Genomic DNA, 15,196 nt, shown 5'->3' with positions numbered 1-15,196 from the left:
GGAGACGCCAGATGAATACCGTTATTGCACAACAGATCGCCGATAAAGGCGGGGTGGAAGCCTGGCTGCATGCGCAGCAGCACAAAAGCCTGCTGCGTTTTCTTACCTGCGGCAGCGTGGACGACGGCAAAAGTACCCTGATTGGGCGACTGCTGCACGATACCCGCCAGATTTATGAAGACCAGCTCTCCTCGCTGCACAATGACAGCAAGCGTCACGGCACCCAGGGCGAAAAGCTCGATCTGGCGCTGCTGGTGGATGGCCTGCAGGCGGAGCGCGAGCAGGGCATCACCATTGATGTCGCCTATCGCTATTTCTCGACTGAAAAGCGCAAATTTATTATTGCCGATACGCCGGGGCACGAGCAGTACACGCGCAATATGGCCACCGGCGCCTCGACCTGCGACCTGGCGATTCTGCTGATTGACGCGCGTAAAGGCGTGCTGGATCAGACGCGCCGCCACAGCTTTATCTCAACGCTGCTGGGCATTAAGCATCTGGTGGTGGCGATCAATAAAATGGATCTGGTGGAGTACAGCCAGGATCGCTTTGAGCAGATCAAACAAGAATATTTTGATTTCGCGGCGCAGCTGCCGGGCGACCTCGATATTCGCTTTGTGCCGATGTCGGCGCTGGAAGGCGATAACGTCGCTTCGCAAAGCACCGCGATGAGCTGGTACAGCGGCCCGACGCTGCTGGACGTGCTGGAAACGGTGGAGGTAAATCGCGTGGTGGAAAGCCAGCCGATGCGTTTCCCGGTGCAGTATGTTAACCGCCCGAATCTCGATTTCCGTGGTTACGCCGGTACGCTGGCCTCCGGCATTCTGCGCGTGGGACAGCGTATTAAGGTGCTGCCGTCGGGCGTTGAATCCACCGTGGCGCGCATTGTGACCTTCGACGGCGATCTGCCGGAAGCGGCACCAGGCGAAGCGATCACCATTGTATTAAACGATGAGATCGATATTAGCCGTGGCGATCTGCTGGTGGCGGCGGATGAGACGCTGAAAGCGGTGCAGGGCGCATCGGTTGACGTGGTCTGGATGGCGGAGCAGGCGCTGACGCCGGGACAAAGTTACGACGTTAAAATCGCCGGTAAGAAAACCCGTGCCCGCATTGAAAGCATTGAGTATCAGGTCAATATCAACAACCTGACTCATAACAATCAGGTCGAGGCGCTGCCGCTCAACGGCATCGGGCTGGTCAACCTGACGTTTGATGAGCCGATGGTGCTGGATCCTTATCAGCAGAATCCGGTCACCGGCGGCATGATCTTTATCGATCGTCTCTCTAACGTGACCGTCGGCGCCGGGATGATTCGTCAGCCGCAGCAGGACGCGAAAGCGCATCACGGTCAGTTCTCCGCTTTCGAGCTGGAATTGAACGCGCTGATCCGCCGTCATTTCCCGCACTGGGAAGCACGCGATCTGCATAACCTGGGCAGTAAATAAGATGGCCTCTCATGACGAAAATGTGGTCTGGCATGCGCACGCGGTAACGCGTGCCGATCGCGAATGCCAGCATGGCCATCAGGGCGTCGTCCTCTGGTTTACCGGACTTTCCGGCTCCGGTAAATCCACCGTGGCGGGCGCGCTGGAGCAGGCGCTGCATCAGCTGGGCGTCAGTACTTATTTACTGGATGGTGATAATGTCCGCCACGGCTTATGCCGCGACCTGGGCTTTAGCGATGCCGATCGTAAAGAGAATATCCGTCGCGTCGGGGAAGTGGCGCGGCTGATGGTAGATGCGGGTCTGGTGGTGCTGACCGCCTTTATTTCGCCGCACCGCGCTGAAAGGCAGATGGTGCGAGAAATGCTGGGCGACGGCGAATTTATCGAGGTGTTTGTCGATACGCCGCTGTCAATTTGCGAAGCGCGCGATCCCAAAGGATTATACAAAAAAGCGCGGGCGGGCGAGCTACGTAACTTCACCGGCATCGACGCGGTTTATGAAGCGCCGGAACAGCCGGAAATCCGCCTGGATGGCGAACAATTGGTAACAAAATTGACGGCGCAACTGTTAGACCTGCTGCGTCGGCACGATATTATCAATTCCTGAGATTGCAGCGGCAAACTGCCTGAGAGCAGGCCGCTATGCGCAACAACAGGATACCTATGCATAATGTTACACCCCTGCTGGCCCGTAAAAATAACAGTGACCAGGACGAGCGCGCCTGGTCTTTTCCCGGCGGCGTTATTGGTTTTGTTTCTTACTGGTGCGCGCTGGCGATCCCCTTCCTGCTCTACGGCTCCAATACGCTGTTTTTCCTGCTGTATACCTGGCCCTTCTTCCTCGCTCTGCTGCCGGTAGCCGTCCTGATTGGCATCGCGTTTTGTCTGCTGCTGCGTGGTCAGATTATCTGGACGCTGCTGTTAACTCTGGTCACGGTGGTGTGTCTTTTCTGGCTGCTCTTCTCCTGGCTCACCGGCTGGTAATGCCTGCGATCCTTTGGCGATTCGCGCCCCGGCATACGTAGCAAGGCTGTTTTTACCGATATCGGGCTATGATCAAACGCGACCACGCGTTACAAAACTTTACCTGCTGCGCTATTTCCAGGCGCCCCGTGCAGAAAGCGGCGCAATTTCGCCTGCACAGTGGAGTCCGGTGAAAAGTTATGGGATGATTGAGCCGTTTTTCAGGGGGCGGGGATGGGAAAACTGACGCTGCTGTTACTGGCATTACTGGTTTGGCTGCAATATTCGTTGTGGCTGGGCAAAAATGGTATTCATGATTACACCCGCGTCAACGAAGACGTTGCGGTACAACAGGCGAATAATGCCAAACTAAAGGCGCGCAACGATCAGCTGTTTGCTGAAATCGACGATTTGAACGGCGGTTCGGAAGCGATTGAAGAGCGCGCGCGCAATGAGCTGGGGATGATTAGACCCGGAGAGACTTTCTATCGTCTGGTGCCCGATCAAAATAAACGTAACGGACAGCAGGCTTTGCCAAATCAACAACGATAGCAATGACCACTAAAACTGACGCCTGGCCGGATATTATCGCCGTGGTGCCCGCGGCCGGTATCGGCAGCCGTATGCAGTCCGGGCGCCCCAAGCAGTACCTGACCATCGGTCAGTCCACGATTCTGGAACACAGCATCGCCAGCCTGCTGGCGCATCCGGCAATTAACCGGGTGATTATTGCGCTTAGCCCGGACGACAACTATTTTCAACAGCTGCCGCTGGCGCACGATAGCCGCATTATCACGGTGACGGGCGGAAAACAGCGCGCCGATTCGGTGCTGGCCGGTCTGCAGGTCGCGGAGCAGGCCGAATGGGTGCTGGTGCATGATGCGGCGCGTCCCTGCCTGGCCGCCGAAGATTTGCAGCGCCTGCTGATGATTTGTCACTCCAGCCGTATTGGCGGCATTCTGGCCGCACCGGTGCGCGATACCATGAAACGCAGCGAACCGGGTAAAGATGCCATCGCGCATACCGTTGAGCGCGAAGCGTTATGGCATGCGCTTACGCCGCAGCTGTTTCCGCTGGCGCTGCTGCGCCTCTGTCTGGAACGGGCGTTAAATGAAGGCGCAACCATTACCGATGAGGCCTCGGCGCTGGAGTATTGCGGCTACCATCCAGAGCTGGTCGCTGGCCGCAGCGACAATATTAAAGTGACCCGCCCGGAAGATCTGGCGCTGGCGGCATTCTATCTTACTCAACAACATAATAAGGAGTGCGCATAATGCGTATTGGTCACGGTTTTGACGTCCATGCTTTCGGTGGCGAAGGCCCGTTGATTATCGGCGGCGTGCGGATTCCGTTTGAACAAGGCTTTATTGCTCATTCCGATGGCGATGTCGCGCTGCATGCGTTAACCGACGCGCTGCTGGGCGCCGCCGCAATGGGCGATATTGGCAAGCTGTTTCCCGATACCGATCCGGCGTTTAAAGGCGCTGACAGTCGCGGACTGTTGCGCGAAGCCTGGCGACGCATTCAGGCAAAAGGCTACCGGCTGGTGAATGTTGATGTCACCATTATTGCGCAGGCGCCGAAAATGCTGCCGCACGTGCCGCAGATGCGCATCAATATTGCAGAAGATCTGGGTTGCCACATGGATGACGTCAACGTAAAAGCGACCACCACCGAGAAGCTGGGCTTTACCGGACGCGGCGAAGGCATCGCCTGTGAAGCCGTGGCGCTTATTGTACGGGCGGAGGCATAATGGCGTTACCTGAATGGCAGTGGCTGCATGGGAAACCGGAAATTCAGGGGCAGCTCAAGGCCAGCCCGCAAGATTTCGTGGTGACCGAAGATCTGGGCTACGAGGCGGACGGCGAAGGCGAACACCTGCTGGTGCGCATTCGTAAAACGGGATGTAATACGCGCTTCGTGGCGGATGCGCTGGCGAAGTTCGTCGGTATCCATCCGCGCGACGTCAGTTTTGCCGGCATGAAAGATCGCCATGCAGTAACGGAGCAAACGATCTGCCTGCGTCTGCCGGGCAAAGAGACGCCGGATTTCTCCGCCTTTACGCTGGAAGGCTGCGAAATCCTTCATCTGGCGCGCCACAAGCGCAAATTGCGCACCGGCGCGCTGGCAGGGAACGCTTTTCAACTGGTGCTGCGTCGCATCAGCGACCGAGCGGTGCTGGAAGAAAGGCTGCTACGCGTGCAATCGGGCGGCGCGCCAAACTATTTTGGTCAGCAGCGTTTTGGTCATCAGGGCAATAACCTGGAACAGGCAAAGCGCTGGGCGAATGACGAAATCCGCGTGCGTGAACGCAACAAACGCAGTTTTCTGCTTTCCGCCGCGCGTAGCGTTATGTTTAATCAAGTGGTCAGCGATCGCCTGGCACAGCAGGGCAGCTTGACGCAAGCAATGAACGGCGATGCGCTACAGCTCACCGGTCGCGGCAGCTGGTTTGTTGCCACAGAAGAAGAACTTCCGGCTTTGCAGACGCGCATTGAAAATAATGAGCTGCGGATTACCGCGCCGCTGCCGGGCAGCGGCGAGTGGGGCAGCCGTGACGCTGCGCTGGCTTTCGAACAGCAGAGTCTCGTCGACAGCACGGCCTTTATTCAGCTGCTTGAGCGTGAGCGGGTAGAAGCGGCGCGTCGAGCGATGCTGGTTATCCCACGCGATATGCAGTGGGACTGGCACGATGACGCCACGCTGGCGTTACGTTTTTGGCTGCCGGCAGGAAGCTTTGCCACCAGCATAGTCAGGGAACTTTTCGAACTGGAAGGTAACGATGCGGATATTGCTGAGTAATGATGACGGAATTCAGGCGCCGGGTATTCAGACGCTGGCAAAGGCGCTGCGTGAGATAGCCGAAGTGCAGGTTGTCGCGCCCGATCGCAATCGCAGCGGCGCCTCAAACTCGCTGACACTGGAAACGCCGTTACGTACTTTTCCCTGGCCAAACGGCGATATTGCCGTACAGATGGGCACGCCGACCGATTGCGTATTCCTGGGCGTGAATGCCCTGATGCGGCCAAAGCCGGATATTGTGGTTTCCGGGATTAATGCCGGGCCGAATTTAGGCGATGACGTCATTTACTCTGGCACGGTCGCTGCCGCGATGGAAGGGCGTCATCTGGGGCTGCCCGCGCTGGCGGTGTCCCTTGACGGTCAGCAGCATTATGAAACCGCTGCGGCAGTCACCTGCGCTATTTTACAGGGCCTGCAGCGCGAGCCGCTGCGCACCGGCCGTATTCTGAATATTAATGTTCCCGACCTGCCGCTGGATCAAATCAAAGGATCCGCGTAACCCGCTGCGGCAGTCGTCATCCCGCCGATAAAGTTATTCCGCAGCAGGATCCGCGCGGCAATACGCTCTACTGGATCGGGCCGCCGGGCGATAAGCATGACGCCGGGCCGGATACCGATTTTGCCGCCGTTGATGAAGGCTATGTCTCCGTAACGGCGCTGCATGTCGATCTGACCGCGCATCAGGCGCAAGAGGTGGTCGCCAGCTGGTTAACTAAAGCCGGAGTCGAGTCGCTATGGTGAGCAGACGCATCGAGGCTTTGCTGAATCAGTTACGTCAGCAGGGCATTGAGGATGAGCTTTTGCTGAAAGCGATCGGGGATGTTCCGCGCGAACGCTTTGTTGATGAAGCGCTGGAGCATAAGGCGTGGGAAAACATGGCGCTGCCGATTGGCTCCGGGCAGACCATTTCGCAACCTTATATGGTGGCGAAAATGACCGCACTGCTGGAGCTGAAGCCCGATTCACGCGTGCTGGAAATTGGCACCGGCTCAGGCTATCAAACGGCCATCCTCGCGCATCTGGTCGATCATGTCTGTTCCGTTGAGCGGATTAAAGGGCTGCAATGGCAGGCAAAACGCCGCCTGAAACAGCTCGATCTGCATAATGTCTCTACGCGTCATGGCGATGGCTGGCAAGGTTGGGCGGCGCGCGCGCCATTTGATGCCATAATTGTCACCGCCGCGCCGCCGGAAATTCCTGAAGCTCTGATGGCCCAGCTTGATGAGGGCGGAATAATGGTTCTGCCGGTGGGGGAAGAGCTACAGCTTCTGAAGCGCATTCGGCGTAAAGGTAGCGAATTTATCGTTGAAACGATTGAGCCGGTACGTTTTGTACCGTTGGTACAGGGCGATCTCGCCTGATCGCTGCGACAATCAACAACGCATTTCTTCACAACTGATTAATGGCACAGGAATAGGGTTGTTGTTAGTATCAGCCATTCCATCTGTCAGCAACAGATAACCGGACGCGCCATGTCGCGTCCGCGGTTTTAAAGCGCGTCACAGGTTTGTTATCACGGGGGATAAATGAGCACAGGAAGCCCACTTTTTACTTTAAGCCGCCTTGCGGCTGTTTCATTAATTGGATTTTGGCTGACGGGTTGTACTTCTAATGATAACGCTCAGGCTCCGATTAGCTCCGTTGGCAGTCAGTCACAGGGCGGAGCCGTAAGCGCCGGTTCCGGCGGCATGTCAAACGGCTCGACTTCTGCAAGGCCTGTATTTTCATCCAGCGCGAATAGTAACAATGCTAATGTAATCACGCAGAATGGCCGTATCGTTTATAACCGCAGTTATGAGAATATTCCGAAAGGTAGTTACAGCGGTGATACATATACGGTGAAACGAGGCGATACATTGTTCTATATCGCCTGGATTACCGGCAATGATTTTCGTGATTTAGCCCAGCGAAATAATATCGCTGCGCCTTACAACCTCAACGTGGGACAGGCTTTGCAGGTTGGTAACGGCTCAGGTTCACCGATTACCGGTGGAAATGCGATTACGGTAGCGGATGCAACGCAGGGGGGCGTACCTACTCCTCCAGGCTCAACACAAATCAAATCTTCTACAGTTGCGCAGCAACCGGTTATTACGTATTCTGATGATTCAGAAAAATCAGATGGCGGCAAAATGTTGCCTTCAGCGGGGACAACAACTGTTGCAACGACAACAGCCCCGGTTACCGCACCGCCGACGGTCAGCAGTACAACTTCCAGTTCAACCCCTGTGGCTGGCTGGCGTTGGCCTACCGACGGTAAGATTATCGATAACTTCTCTGCCGCTGAAGGTGGTAATAAAGGGATCGATATCGCAGGATCGCGAGGACAGCCAGTGGTTGCCACCGCATCCGGTCGTGTAGTGTATGCAGGTAATGCACTGCGCGGTTACGGTAATCTGATTATCATCAAACATAATGATGATTACCTGAGTGCCTACGCCCATAACGACACTATGCTGGTCCGGGAACAACAAGAAGTTAAGGCGGGGCAGAAGATAGCTACTATGGGTAGCACCGGAACCAGTTCAGTAAGATTACATTTTGAAATTCGTTACAAGGGGAAATCCGTCAACCCGTTGCGTTATTTACCGCAGCGATAAACGGGCAGAGCCTTGAAGTTCTGCCCACGGATCACGGGTAGGAGCCGCTTATGAGCCAGAATACGCTGAAAGTTAACGAGTTACACGAAGATGCGGAATTCGACGAGAACGGAGCTGAGATTTTCGACGAGAAGGCTCTTGTTGAAAATGAACCTGGTGATAACGAACTAGCTGAAGAAGAGTTGTTGTCACAGGGTGCGACGCAACGTGTTTTAGATGCGACGCAGCTTTACCTCGGTGAGATTGGTTATTCGCCGCTGTTGACGGCAGAGGAAGAAGTATTCTTTGCTCGCCGCGCATTAAAAGGCGACATTCCATCTCGTCGTCGCATGATTGAAAGTAACTTACGACTGGTGGTGAAGATTGCTCGTCGTTACAGCAATCGTGGTCTGGCACTGTTGGGCCTGATTGAAGAGGGCAACCTTGGCTTAATTCGTGCAGTTGAGAAGTTTGACCCGGAACGTGGGTTCCGTTTCTCAACGTATGCCACCTGGTGGATTCGTCAAACGATTGAACGGGCAATTATGAACCAAACCCGTACTATTCGTTTGCCGATTCACATCGTCAAGGAGTTGAACGTTTATCTGCGCACCGCGCGTGAACTGTCCCATAAGCTCGATCATGAGCCAAGTGCGGAAGAGATCGCCGAGCAGCTGGATAAACCGGTTGATGACGTAAGCCGTATGTTACGTCTCAACGAACGCATTACTTCAGTTGATACGCCGTTAGGCGGCGATTCTGAGAAAGCACTGCTGGATATTCTGGCCGATGAGAAAGACAACGGACCAGAAGACACCACGCAGGACGATGACATGAAACAAAGCATCGTTAAGTGGTTGTTTGAACTGAACGCTAAGCAGCGTGAAGTACTGGCTCGTCGTTTCGGTCTGTTAGGCTACGAAGCGGCAACGCTTGAAGATGTGGGCCGTGAAATCGGTCTGACTCGTGAGCGTGTACGCCAGATCCAGGTTGAAGGTCTGCGTCGTCTGCGGGAAATTCTGCAGGCGCAGGGCCTGAGCATTGAAGCTCTGTTTCGTGAGTAATAATGCTTAGACAATAAGGTAATGCGAAAAGCGGTGGTCAGTGGCCACCGCTTTTTTATTGCCTGTGATTTAGCTTTGCTGAATCACAGGCTCGCTGATCTAAAGCAGAGATTTAAGACGGTAAATCCACTCCAGCGCCTGGCGCGGTGAAAGCGTATCGGGATCCAGCGCCTCCAGCGCCTCGACGGCAGGCGAAGTTTCTTCAACCAGCAGCGGTAACTGCGGGCCATCTGCATTGCTTGCCGCCGCCGTGCCTGATAACGCCTCCAGCTCTTTTAGCTTTTGGCGTGCCCGTTTAATCACCTCTTTCGGTACGCCAGCCAGTGCAGCCACCGCCAGCCCGTAGCTTTTGCTGGCCGCGCCTTCTTGTACGCTGTGCATAAAGGCAATGGTATCGCCATGCTCAACGGCATCCAGATGCACGTTAGCGACGCCTTCCATTTTTTCAGCGAGCGTTGTCAGCTCAAAATAGTGGGTAGCGAACAGCGTCATCGCCTTAATGCGGCTGGCCAGACTTTCTGCACAGGCCCAGGCGAGAGACAGGCCGTCATAGGTTGAGGTGCCGCGTCCGATTTCATCCATTAATACCAGACTATGCTCGGTCGCGTTATGCAGAATATTGGCCGTTTCGGTCATCTCAACCATAAAGGTTGAGCGGCCTGAGGCGAGATCGTCCGCTGCGCCGACGCGCGTAAAGATGCGATCGACCGGCCCGATAGTTGCCTGCTCTGCCGGAACGAAGCTGCCGATGCAGGCCATCAGCACAATCAGCGCCGTCTGACGCATGTAGGTACTTTTACCGCCCATATTCGGGCCGGTAATCACCAGCATGCGACGCTGCGGCGACAGCGACAGCGGGTTAGCGATAAAGGGCTCTTTTAATACCTGCTCGACCACCGGATGACGGCCGCCGGTCAGCTTGATGCCTGGCTTATCGCTTAAGGCTGGGCGGGTATAATTTAACGTCCAGGCGCGCTCGGCCAGGTTCGTTAATACATCCAGCTCGGCCAGCGCGGCGGCGCTTTGCAGCAGCGCATCCAGATGCGGCAGCAGAAGATCGAAGAGTTCGTCATAGAGCGCCTTCTCCAGCGCCAGCGCCTTACCTTTGGAGGTAAGCACTTTATCCTCATACTCTTTTAGCTCAGGAATAATGTAGCGCTCGGCATTTTTCAGCGTCTGGCGACGAACATAGTGCATCGGCACCAGATGGCTCTGTCCACGGCTTACCTGAATGTAATAACCATGTACCGCATTGAAGCCGACCTTGAGCGTGTCCAGACCCAGCTTTTCACGTTCACGGATTTCAAGACGGTCAAGATAATCGGTGGCGCCGTCAGCCAGCGCGCGCCATTCGTCCAGCTCCGCGTTATAGCCGGGCGCAATTACGCCGCCATCGCGAACCAGCACCGGCGGCGTTTCAATAATAGCGCGCTCCAGCAGTTCGCGCAGCTCGTTAAATTCGCCCATTTGCTGGCGTAGCGTTGGAAGATGTCCGGCCTCGGCGTTTTCTAACAGTGCATTCAGCTCCGGCAGCTGCTGAAATGCGTGGCGCATCCGCGCCAGATCGCGTGGGCGGGCGGTACGTAACGCCAGGCGCGCCAGAATACGCTCCAGATCGCCAACCTGGCGTAACACCGGCTGCAGATCGGCACTGAGATCCTGTAAAGCGGCAATGCTTTCCTGACGTTGAATAATGATGCGGCTGTCTCTTACCGGCGTGTGCAGCCAGCGTTTCAGCATACGGCTGCCCATCGGCGTTACCGTTTTATCCAGTACCGCCGCCAGCGTATTATCCACGCCGCCAGCCAGATTCTGCGTGATCTCCAGATTGCGGCGCGTGGCGGCATCCATGATGATGCTATCCTGCTGCCGCTCCATGGTCAGTGCGCGGATATGCGGTAAAGAGGTGCGCTGCGTATCTTTAACGTATTGCAGCAAACAGCCAGCTGCGCGTAGCGCAAGATGGGCGTTTTCTACACCGAAGCCGGTCAGATCGCGCGTTCCGAATTGGAGATTAAGCTGCTGGCGCGCGGTATCGAGTTCAAACTCCCACAGCGGGCGGCGGCGCATGCCGCGACGGTTTTCAATAAGATCCATCGCCGCAAAATCTTCCGGGTAGAGCAGCTCAGCAGGATTGGTACGCTGTAACTCCGCGGCCATCGCTTCGCGATCGGCAGGCTCGGTCAGACGGAAACGGCCTGAACTGATATCCAGCGTGGCATAGCCAAAGCCGCGTGAATCCTGCCAAATTGCTGCCAGTAAATTATCCTGGCGCTCGTTTAACAGGGCTTCATCACTGATGGTGCCTGGCGTTACAATGCGCACTACTTTACGCTCAACTGGCCCTTTGCTTAGCGCCGGATCGCCAATCTGTTCGCAAATAGCTACCGACTCGCCCAGCTGAACCAGCCTGGCCAGATAGTTTTCTACGGCATGATAGGGAACGCCCGCCATGGGTATCGGTTCGCCCGCGGACGCGCCGCGTTTGGTCAGAGAGATATCCAGCAGTTGAGATGCGCGTTTGGCATCGTCATAAAACAGCTCATAGAAATCCCCCATACGATAAAACAGCAGGATGTCAGGATGCTGTGCCTTCAGGCGAAGGTACTGCTGCATCATTGGCGTATGGTTACCAATATCCATATCTGTTGATCCTTTCACGGTCATCTTACTCAACTTGCGTGTTCCTGTTGGTATCTGCGGCGGTCGGGTTATGCAGGCGGATCCTATCGTTAAAGCATCCAAAGCGCTACCCGACGTTAACAGGCGCAGCGCCGGAAGGGGAGGTTTATCGCAACGCTAAAATCGTTTCTTCGGCATGGCTCGCAAAGTGGCACAAGCTTGTGCTACATCAATGGCGCCGCAGGAATAAGGTTGTCCCCGATAAAATTAAGGTTATAGAATGAGCGCCTTTTTCGTTACCCACCGGGTAGTTACTTAATGAGGTTGTAATGCAGACTTTACCTTCTTGCCCTGAATGCCATTCCGAATATACCTGGCAGGATGGCGATGCGCTGAATTGTCCAGAATGCGGTCATATCTGGTCACAGCAAGAGGCCGGAACGTTAGAAGATGAGGGATTAGTGGTACGTGATGCGAACGGTACGCTGCTGGCGGACGGCGACAGCGTAACGGTAATCAAAGATCTCAAAGTGAAGGGCAGCTCTTCAGCGCTGAAGATCGGAACCAAGGTTAAAGGGATCCGTCTGGTAAAGGGAGATCATAATATTGACTGTAAGATCGACGGCTTTGGTCCCATGAAGCTTAAATCAGAGTTTGTTAAAAAGATCTAAGCAGGATTAAAGCGGCAGGGGCGATAGTCGTCTGGTTAAAGCAGCTCAGCGTTTATGCTTTGCTGCTCTCTCCCGCTCAGCTAAATAGCATATCAATCGCTTCGCACTGCGCCTCGCTCAGGGCACCGCCGCTGTTGCGCGACAGCGATGACATATAGCCGAACTTGCGTGCCACTGCCGTCTTGATGGTCGTCACAAAGTCATCGCCCACCGTATAGATCGCCATCAGTTTGCCGATGCGCTGCTGGAACTGCGTCAGCGCGGCTAAATCCCCGGCTCGCCAGGCGTGCATCGCTTCGGCAAACATCGCGGGAACCAGATTATTTAATCCACTGATAACGCCGGCACCGCCTGCTAACAGGTTTGGCAACAGATATTCATCGTAACCGGAAAGCACGGCAAAATCGGCCCGTACTTTTTTGGTTTCCTCTATTAAGGAACGGTTATGGGACAGGCAATCGGTTGTGTCCTTTATTCCGATAAAGTTTGGTAGCTCTGCGGCCAGTTGCGCCACCAGCGCCGCATCCAAATCGCAGCCGGTGCGAGCAGGGAAGTTATAGGCAAACCATTTGCCACCCAGCTCCCGATCCAGCTGGCGATAATAACTTAACAGCTGCTGCCGGGTTTGGCCGTAATACCAGGGCGGTAATACCATAACGGCGTCGTAGCCGCTTTCCCATGCCTGGCGCGCTAAATCCAGCATATCCGCCCTGGCGCTGCTGGAAATGTTCGCCACCATACTCAGCCGCGACATACTGCGCGCTTCACGGAGAAGTAATTTGCGTTCTTCCTGCGACAGCGAGACAAATTCGCCGATGCTGCCCATGAGCAACAAGGTATCGATGCCGGAGGCGTCCAGCCGCGCAAAATGTTGCCCCAGCGCATCCAGATCGAGACGATTATCTGCTGTAAAGGGTGTTACTGACGGGCACCAGACGCCCGAAAAAGCTGGCTTTGCTTCCATAGATTCCCCACACGCAAGAAATGAAACATCGTTTTAACTTAATCGCTTTCATACATATGTGTCACAGCAGGCAGCGTAATAATCCAACCGCGATCGCAATTTTCATTTTTACTGGTCGCGTTATGCAAAGAGACTTAACTCTCTTAATCACTAAGCAGAAAGCTTTTCCGCAGCAATAATCTGCAGTCTGCCTGACTTGCTATGTCGCCTCGCCGCCCTCATATAGAACGGGAATCCGCCTCGCAAAAGCATCATTCCGTCCAGCTTAAAAAGCGAAAACGGTACGCCTTGCGCCCGGTTTATTGCTAACGTTGATAGAGATTGCTTGCACGGATGAAATGATGACTGACGAACAACTGAAACAATTAAGCGCGACTACCGGACAGCTGCTGTTACAACGTCGGGCTACCGTTACCACGGCGGAATCCTGTACCGGCGGCTGGATTGCCAAGGTATTCACTGATATTGCTGGTAGTTCCGCCTGGTTTGAACGCGCCTTTATTACCTACAGTAACGATGCCAAGCAGCAGATGGTTGGCGTGACGGAAGGCAGCCTGCAGCGTTGGGGAGCGGTAAGCGAACAGGTCGTGCAGGAGATGGCGGCGGGCGCTTTAAAAGAGGCCAAAGCCGACTATGCTATTGCGGTCAGCGGTATTGCCGGACCCGATGGTGGCACGGCGGAAAAGCCGGTCGGTACGGTCTGGTTCGCCGTTGTTTCCTCGACAGGAAAACAGTTAACGAAAAGCATTGTTTTTCAGGGGGATAGAGAAGCGGTGCGCCGTCAAACCGTGGCCGTAGCGTTACAAATATTACATGATGATTTTCTCAAAATTTGACTTGATACTGTATGATTATACAGTATAATTACCATCCAACGAACGAGAGCATTGCACACAACTGTGGCGTGCTTTACCCCGGCATGATTAGGAGTAGAAATGGCTATTGACGAAAACAAGCAAAAGGCTCTGGCTGCAGCGCTGGGCCAAATTGAGAAGCAATTTGGTAAAGGCTCCATCATGCGCCTGGGTGAAGACCGCTCAATGGATGTGGAAACCATCTCGACCGGTTCGCTTTCGCTTGATATCGCCCTTGGTGCTGGCGGCCTGCCAATGGGTCGTATTGTCGAAATTTACGGCCCGGAATCTTCCGGTAAAACCACGCTGACGCTGCAGGTTATTGCCGCCGCACAGCGTTCAGGCAAAACCTGCGCCTTTATTGACGCGGAACATGCGCTGGATCCGGTTTATGCCAAAAAGCTCGGCGTAGATATCGATAACCTGCTGTGTTCACAGCCTGATACCGGTGAGCAAGCGCTGGAAATCTGTGATGCGCTGGCCCGTTCCGGTGCGGTAGACGTCATCATCGTCGACTCCGTTGCGGCGCTGACGCCGAAAGCGGAAATCGAAGGTGAAATCGGCGACTCACATATGGGCCTTGCCGCACGTATGATGAGCCAGGCGATGCGTAAGCTGGCCGGTAACCTGAAGCAGTCCAACACGCTGCTGATCTTTATCAACCAGATCCGTATGAAAATTGGCGTTATGTTCGGTAACCCGGAAACCACCACCGGTGGTAATGCGCTGAAATTCTACGCTTCTGTCCGTCTTGATATTCGTCGTATCGGCGCAATCAAAGAGGGCGATAACGTGGTCGGTAGCGAAACGCGCGTGAAAGTGGTCAAAAACAAGATCGCCGCGCCGTTTAAACAGGCTGAATTCCAGATCATGTACGGCGAAGGGATTAATATCTACGGCGAGCTGGTCGATCTGGGCGTGAAACACAAGCTGATCGAGAAGGCGGGTGCGTGGTATAGCTACAATGGCGATAAGATCGGCCAGGGTAAAGCAAATGCCAGCAACTACCTGAAAGAAAACAGCGCGGTAGCAAAAGAAATCGAGCAGAAGCTGCGTGATATGCTGCTGAATAATCCGACCGAAGAAGGCAAAGCGGATTTCTCAGCGGATGATTACGAAGGCGCTGCCAGCGAAACTAACGAAGATTTTTAATTTTCTGACGTTTTCTGATGTTAGCGAAGCTTCCGAATAAGTGAAGCCTTCTGAAAAAGACCCCGGCCAGCCCAGCT

Annotated in this window: 15 protein-coding genes and 1 pseudogene; 14 read left to right on the top strand and 2 right to left on the bottom strand. The window is 54.8% G+C overall.

Going from position 1 to position 15,196, the window contains the following annotated elements; all coding sequences use genetic code 11:
* Positions 1-11 precede the first annotated feature (11 nt).
* The 11 genes and pseudogenes from cysN to rpoS all read left to right on the top strand — a co-directional run bounded on the left by cysN (position 12) and on the right by rpoS (position 8,856).
* Positions 12-1,448: a sulfate adenylyltransferase subunit CysN gene (gene cysN / locus P3C52_RS00805; RefSeq protein ID WP_275553336.1), complete on the top strand. Its 1,437-nt coding sequence runs from the start codon at positions 12-14 to the stop codon at positions 1,446-1,448.
* Between the two features lies 1 nt (position 1,449).
* Entirely contained in the window at positions 1,450-2,055 is a 606-nt protein-coding gene (cysC, locus tag P3C52_RS00800) for an adenylyl-sulfate kinase (RefSeq protein ID WP_275553335.1), read from the top strand.
* A gap of 56 nt (positions 2,056-2,111) precedes the next feature.
* The gene (locus P3C52_RS00795; protein ID WP_275553334.1) at positions 2,112-2,432 is read left to right on the top strand and encodes a DUF3561 family protein; all 321 of its coding nucleotides are present in this window, start codon (positions 2,112-2,114) and stop codon (positions 2,430-2,432) included.
* Positions 2,433-2,645: 213 nt separating this feature from the next.
* Positions 2,646-2,963 (top strand): cell division protein FtsB, encoded by a 318-nt coding sequence (gene ftsB, locus P3C52_RS00790; RefSeq protein WP_275553333.1) that lies wholly within the window; start codon positions 2,646-2,648, stop codon positions 2,961-2,963.
* 2 nt (positions 2,964-2,965) lie between these two features.
* Positions 2,966-3,685, top strand: coding sequence for a 2-C-methyl-D-erythritol 4-phosphate cytidylyltransferase (ispD, locus tag P3C52_RS00785; RefSeq protein WP_275553332.1), 720 nt, complete (start codon positions 2,966-2,968; stop codon positions 3,683-3,685).
* Positions 3,685-4,164 carry a 2-C-methyl-D-erythritol 2,4-cyclodiphosphate synthase gene (gene ispF / locus P3C52_RS00780; protein ID WP_275553331.1) on the top strand — a complete coding sequence of 160 codons (480 nt, stop codon included), beginning with the start codon at positions 3,685-3,687 and terminating at the stop codon, positions 4,162-4,164. Before ispD ends, ispF begins: the two co-directional genes overlap by 1 nt.
* The gene (gene truD / locus P3C52_RS00775) at positions 4,164-5,213 is read left to right on the top strand and encodes a tRNA pseudouridine(13) synthase TruD (RefSeq protein WP_275553330.1); all 1,050 of its coding nucleotides are present in this window, start codon (positions 4,164-4,166) and stop codon (positions 5,211-5,213) included. Before ispF ends, truD begins: the two co-directional genes overlap by 1 nt.
* Positions 5,194-5,954 (top strand): annotated as a pseudogene (surE, locus tag P3C52_RS00770) (5'/3'-nucleotidase SurE). The gene truD and the pseudogene surE overlap by 20 nt, the downstream one beginning before the upstream one ends.
* On the top strand, positions 5,948-6,574 hold the full coding sequence (locus P3C52_RS00765) for a protein-L-isoaspartate(D-aspartate) O-methyltransferase (protein ID WP_275553329.1): 627 nt from the start codon (positions 5,948-5,950) through the stop codon (positions 6,572-6,574). Before surE ends, P3C52_RS00765 begins: the two are co-directional and overlap by 7 nt.
* A gap of 165 nt (positions 6,575-6,739) precedes the next feature.
* Complete coding sequence (gene nlpD, locus P3C52_RS00760; protein WP_275553328.1) at positions 6,740-7,813, top strand: murein hydrolase activator NlpD; 1,074 nt, start codon at positions 6,740-6,742, stop codon at positions 7,811-7,813.
* 50 nt (positions 7,814-7,863) lie between these two features.
* Positions 7,864-8,856, top strand: a complete 993-nt coding sequence (rpoS, locus tag P3C52_RS00755) for an RNA polymerase sigma factor RpoS (protein WP_275553327.1) — start codon at positions 7,864-7,866, stop codon at positions 8,854-8,856.
* 99 nt (positions 8,857-8,955) lie between these two features.
* On the opposite strand, the gene mutS is transcribed toward rpoS, so the two are convergent.
* A complete protein-coding gene (gene mutS, locus P3C52_RS00750; protein ID WP_275553534.1) occupies positions 8,956-11,523 on the bottom strand; it encodes a DNA mismatch repair protein MutS in 2,568 nt (855 codons plus the stop codon).
* A 284-nt stretch (positions 11,524-11,807) separates the two neighbouring features.
* Between mutS and P3C52_RS00745 the strand changes: the two genes are divergently transcribed.
* The gene (locus tag P3C52_RS00745; protein ID WP_275553326.1) at positions 11,808-12,149 is read left to right on the top strand and encodes a zinc ribbon domain-containing protein YjdM; all 342 of its coding nucleotides are present in this window, start codon (positions 11,808-11,810) and stop codon (positions 12,147-12,149) included.
* A gap of 76 nt (positions 12,150-12,225) precedes the next feature.
* Here the strand turns inward: P3C52_RS00745 and P3C52_RS00740 are convergent, their stop codons facing one another.
* A complete protein-coding gene (locus tag P3C52_RS00740) occupies positions 12,226-13,113 on the bottom strand; it encodes a dihydrodipicolinate synthase family protein (RefSeq protein ID WP_275553325.1) in 888 nt (295 codons plus the stop codon).
* A gap of 338 nt (positions 13,114-13,451) precedes the next feature.
* Between P3C52_RS00740 and pncC the strand changes: the two genes are divergently transcribed.
* Both pncC and recA read left to right on the top strand, forming a co-directional pair.
* Positions 13,452-13,949: a nicotinamide-nucleotide amidase gene (pncC, locus tag P3C52_RS00735; RefSeq protein ID WP_275553324.1), complete on the top strand. Its 498-nt coding sequence runs from the start codon at positions 13,452-13,454 to the stop codon at positions 13,947-13,949.
* Positions 13,950-14,048: 99 nt separating this feature from the next.
* Entirely contained in the window at positions 14,049-15,119 is a 1,071-nt protein-coding gene (recA, locus tag P3C52_RS00730) for a recombinase RecA (RefSeq protein ID WP_275553323.1), read from the top strand.
* Positions 15,120-15,196: the final 77 nt, after the last annotated feature.

The organism is Mixta sp. Marseille-Q2659, from assembly GCF_940807255.1.
GTDB lineage: Bacteria > Pseudomonadota > Gammaproteobacteria > Enterobacterales > Enterobacteriaceae > Mixta.
This window is presented reverse-complemented; position numbering and strand designations above follow the sequence as displayed.

Excerpts from the sequence above, each read along its gene's own strand:
- cysN (WP_275553336.1), top strand. The coding sequence starts at position 12 with ATGAATACCGTTATTGCACAACAGATCGCCGATAAAGGCGGGGTGGAA.
- cysC (WP_275553335.1), top strand. The coding sequence starts at position 1,450 with ATGGCCTCTCATGACGAAAATGTGGTCTGGCATGCGCACGCGGTAACG.
- P3C52_RS00795 (WP_275553334.1), top strand. The coding sequence starts at position 2,112 with ATGCATAATGTTACACCCCTGCTGGCCCGTAAAAATAACAGTGACCAG.
- ftsB (WP_275553333.1), top strand. The coding sequence starts at position 2,646 with ATGGGAAAACTGACGCTGCTGTTACTGGCATTACTGGTTTGGCTGCAA.
- ispD (WP_275553332.1), top strand. The coding sequence starts at position 2,966 with ATGACCACTAAAACTGACGCCTGGCCGGATATTATCGCCGTGGTGCCC.
- ispF (WP_275553331.1), top strand. The coding sequence starts at position 3,685 with ATGCGTATTGGTCACGGTTTTGACGTCCATGCTTTCGGTGGCGAAGGC.
- truD (WP_275553330.1), top strand. The coding sequence starts at position 4,164 with ATGGCGTTACCTGAATGGCAGTGGCTGCATGGGAAACCGGAAATTCAG.
- P3C52_RS00765 (WP_275553329.1), top strand. The coding sequence starts at position 5,948 with ATGGTGAGCAGACGCATCGAGGCTTTGCTGAATCAGTTACGTCAGCAG.
- nlpD (WP_275553328.1), top strand. The coding sequence starts at position 6,740 with ATGAGCACAGGAAGCCCACTTTTTACTTTAAGCCGCCTTGCGGCTGTT.
- rpoS (WP_275553327.1), top strand. The coding sequence starts at position 7,864 with ATGAGCCAGAATACGCTGAAAGTTAACGAGTTACACGAAGATGCGGAA.
- mutS (WP_275553534.1), bottom strand. The coding sequence starts at position 11,523 with ATGACCGTGAAAGGATCAACAGATATGGATATTGGTAACCATACGCCA.
- P3C52_RS00745 (WP_275553326.1), top strand. The coding sequence starts at position 11,808 with ATGCAGACTTTACCTTCTTGCCCTGAATGCCATTCCGAATATACCTGG.
- P3C52_RS00740 (WP_275553325.1), bottom strand. The coding sequence starts at position 13,113 with ATGGAAGCAAAGCCAGCTTTTTCGGGCGTCTGGTGCCCGTCAGTAACA.
- pncC (WP_275553324.1), top strand. The coding sequence starts at position 13,452 with ATGATGACTGACGAACAACTGAAACAATTAAGCGCGACTACCGGACAG.
- recA (WP_275553323.1), top strand. The coding sequence starts at position 14,049 with ATGGCTATTGACGAAAACAAGCAAAAGGCTCTGGCTGCAGCGCTGGGC.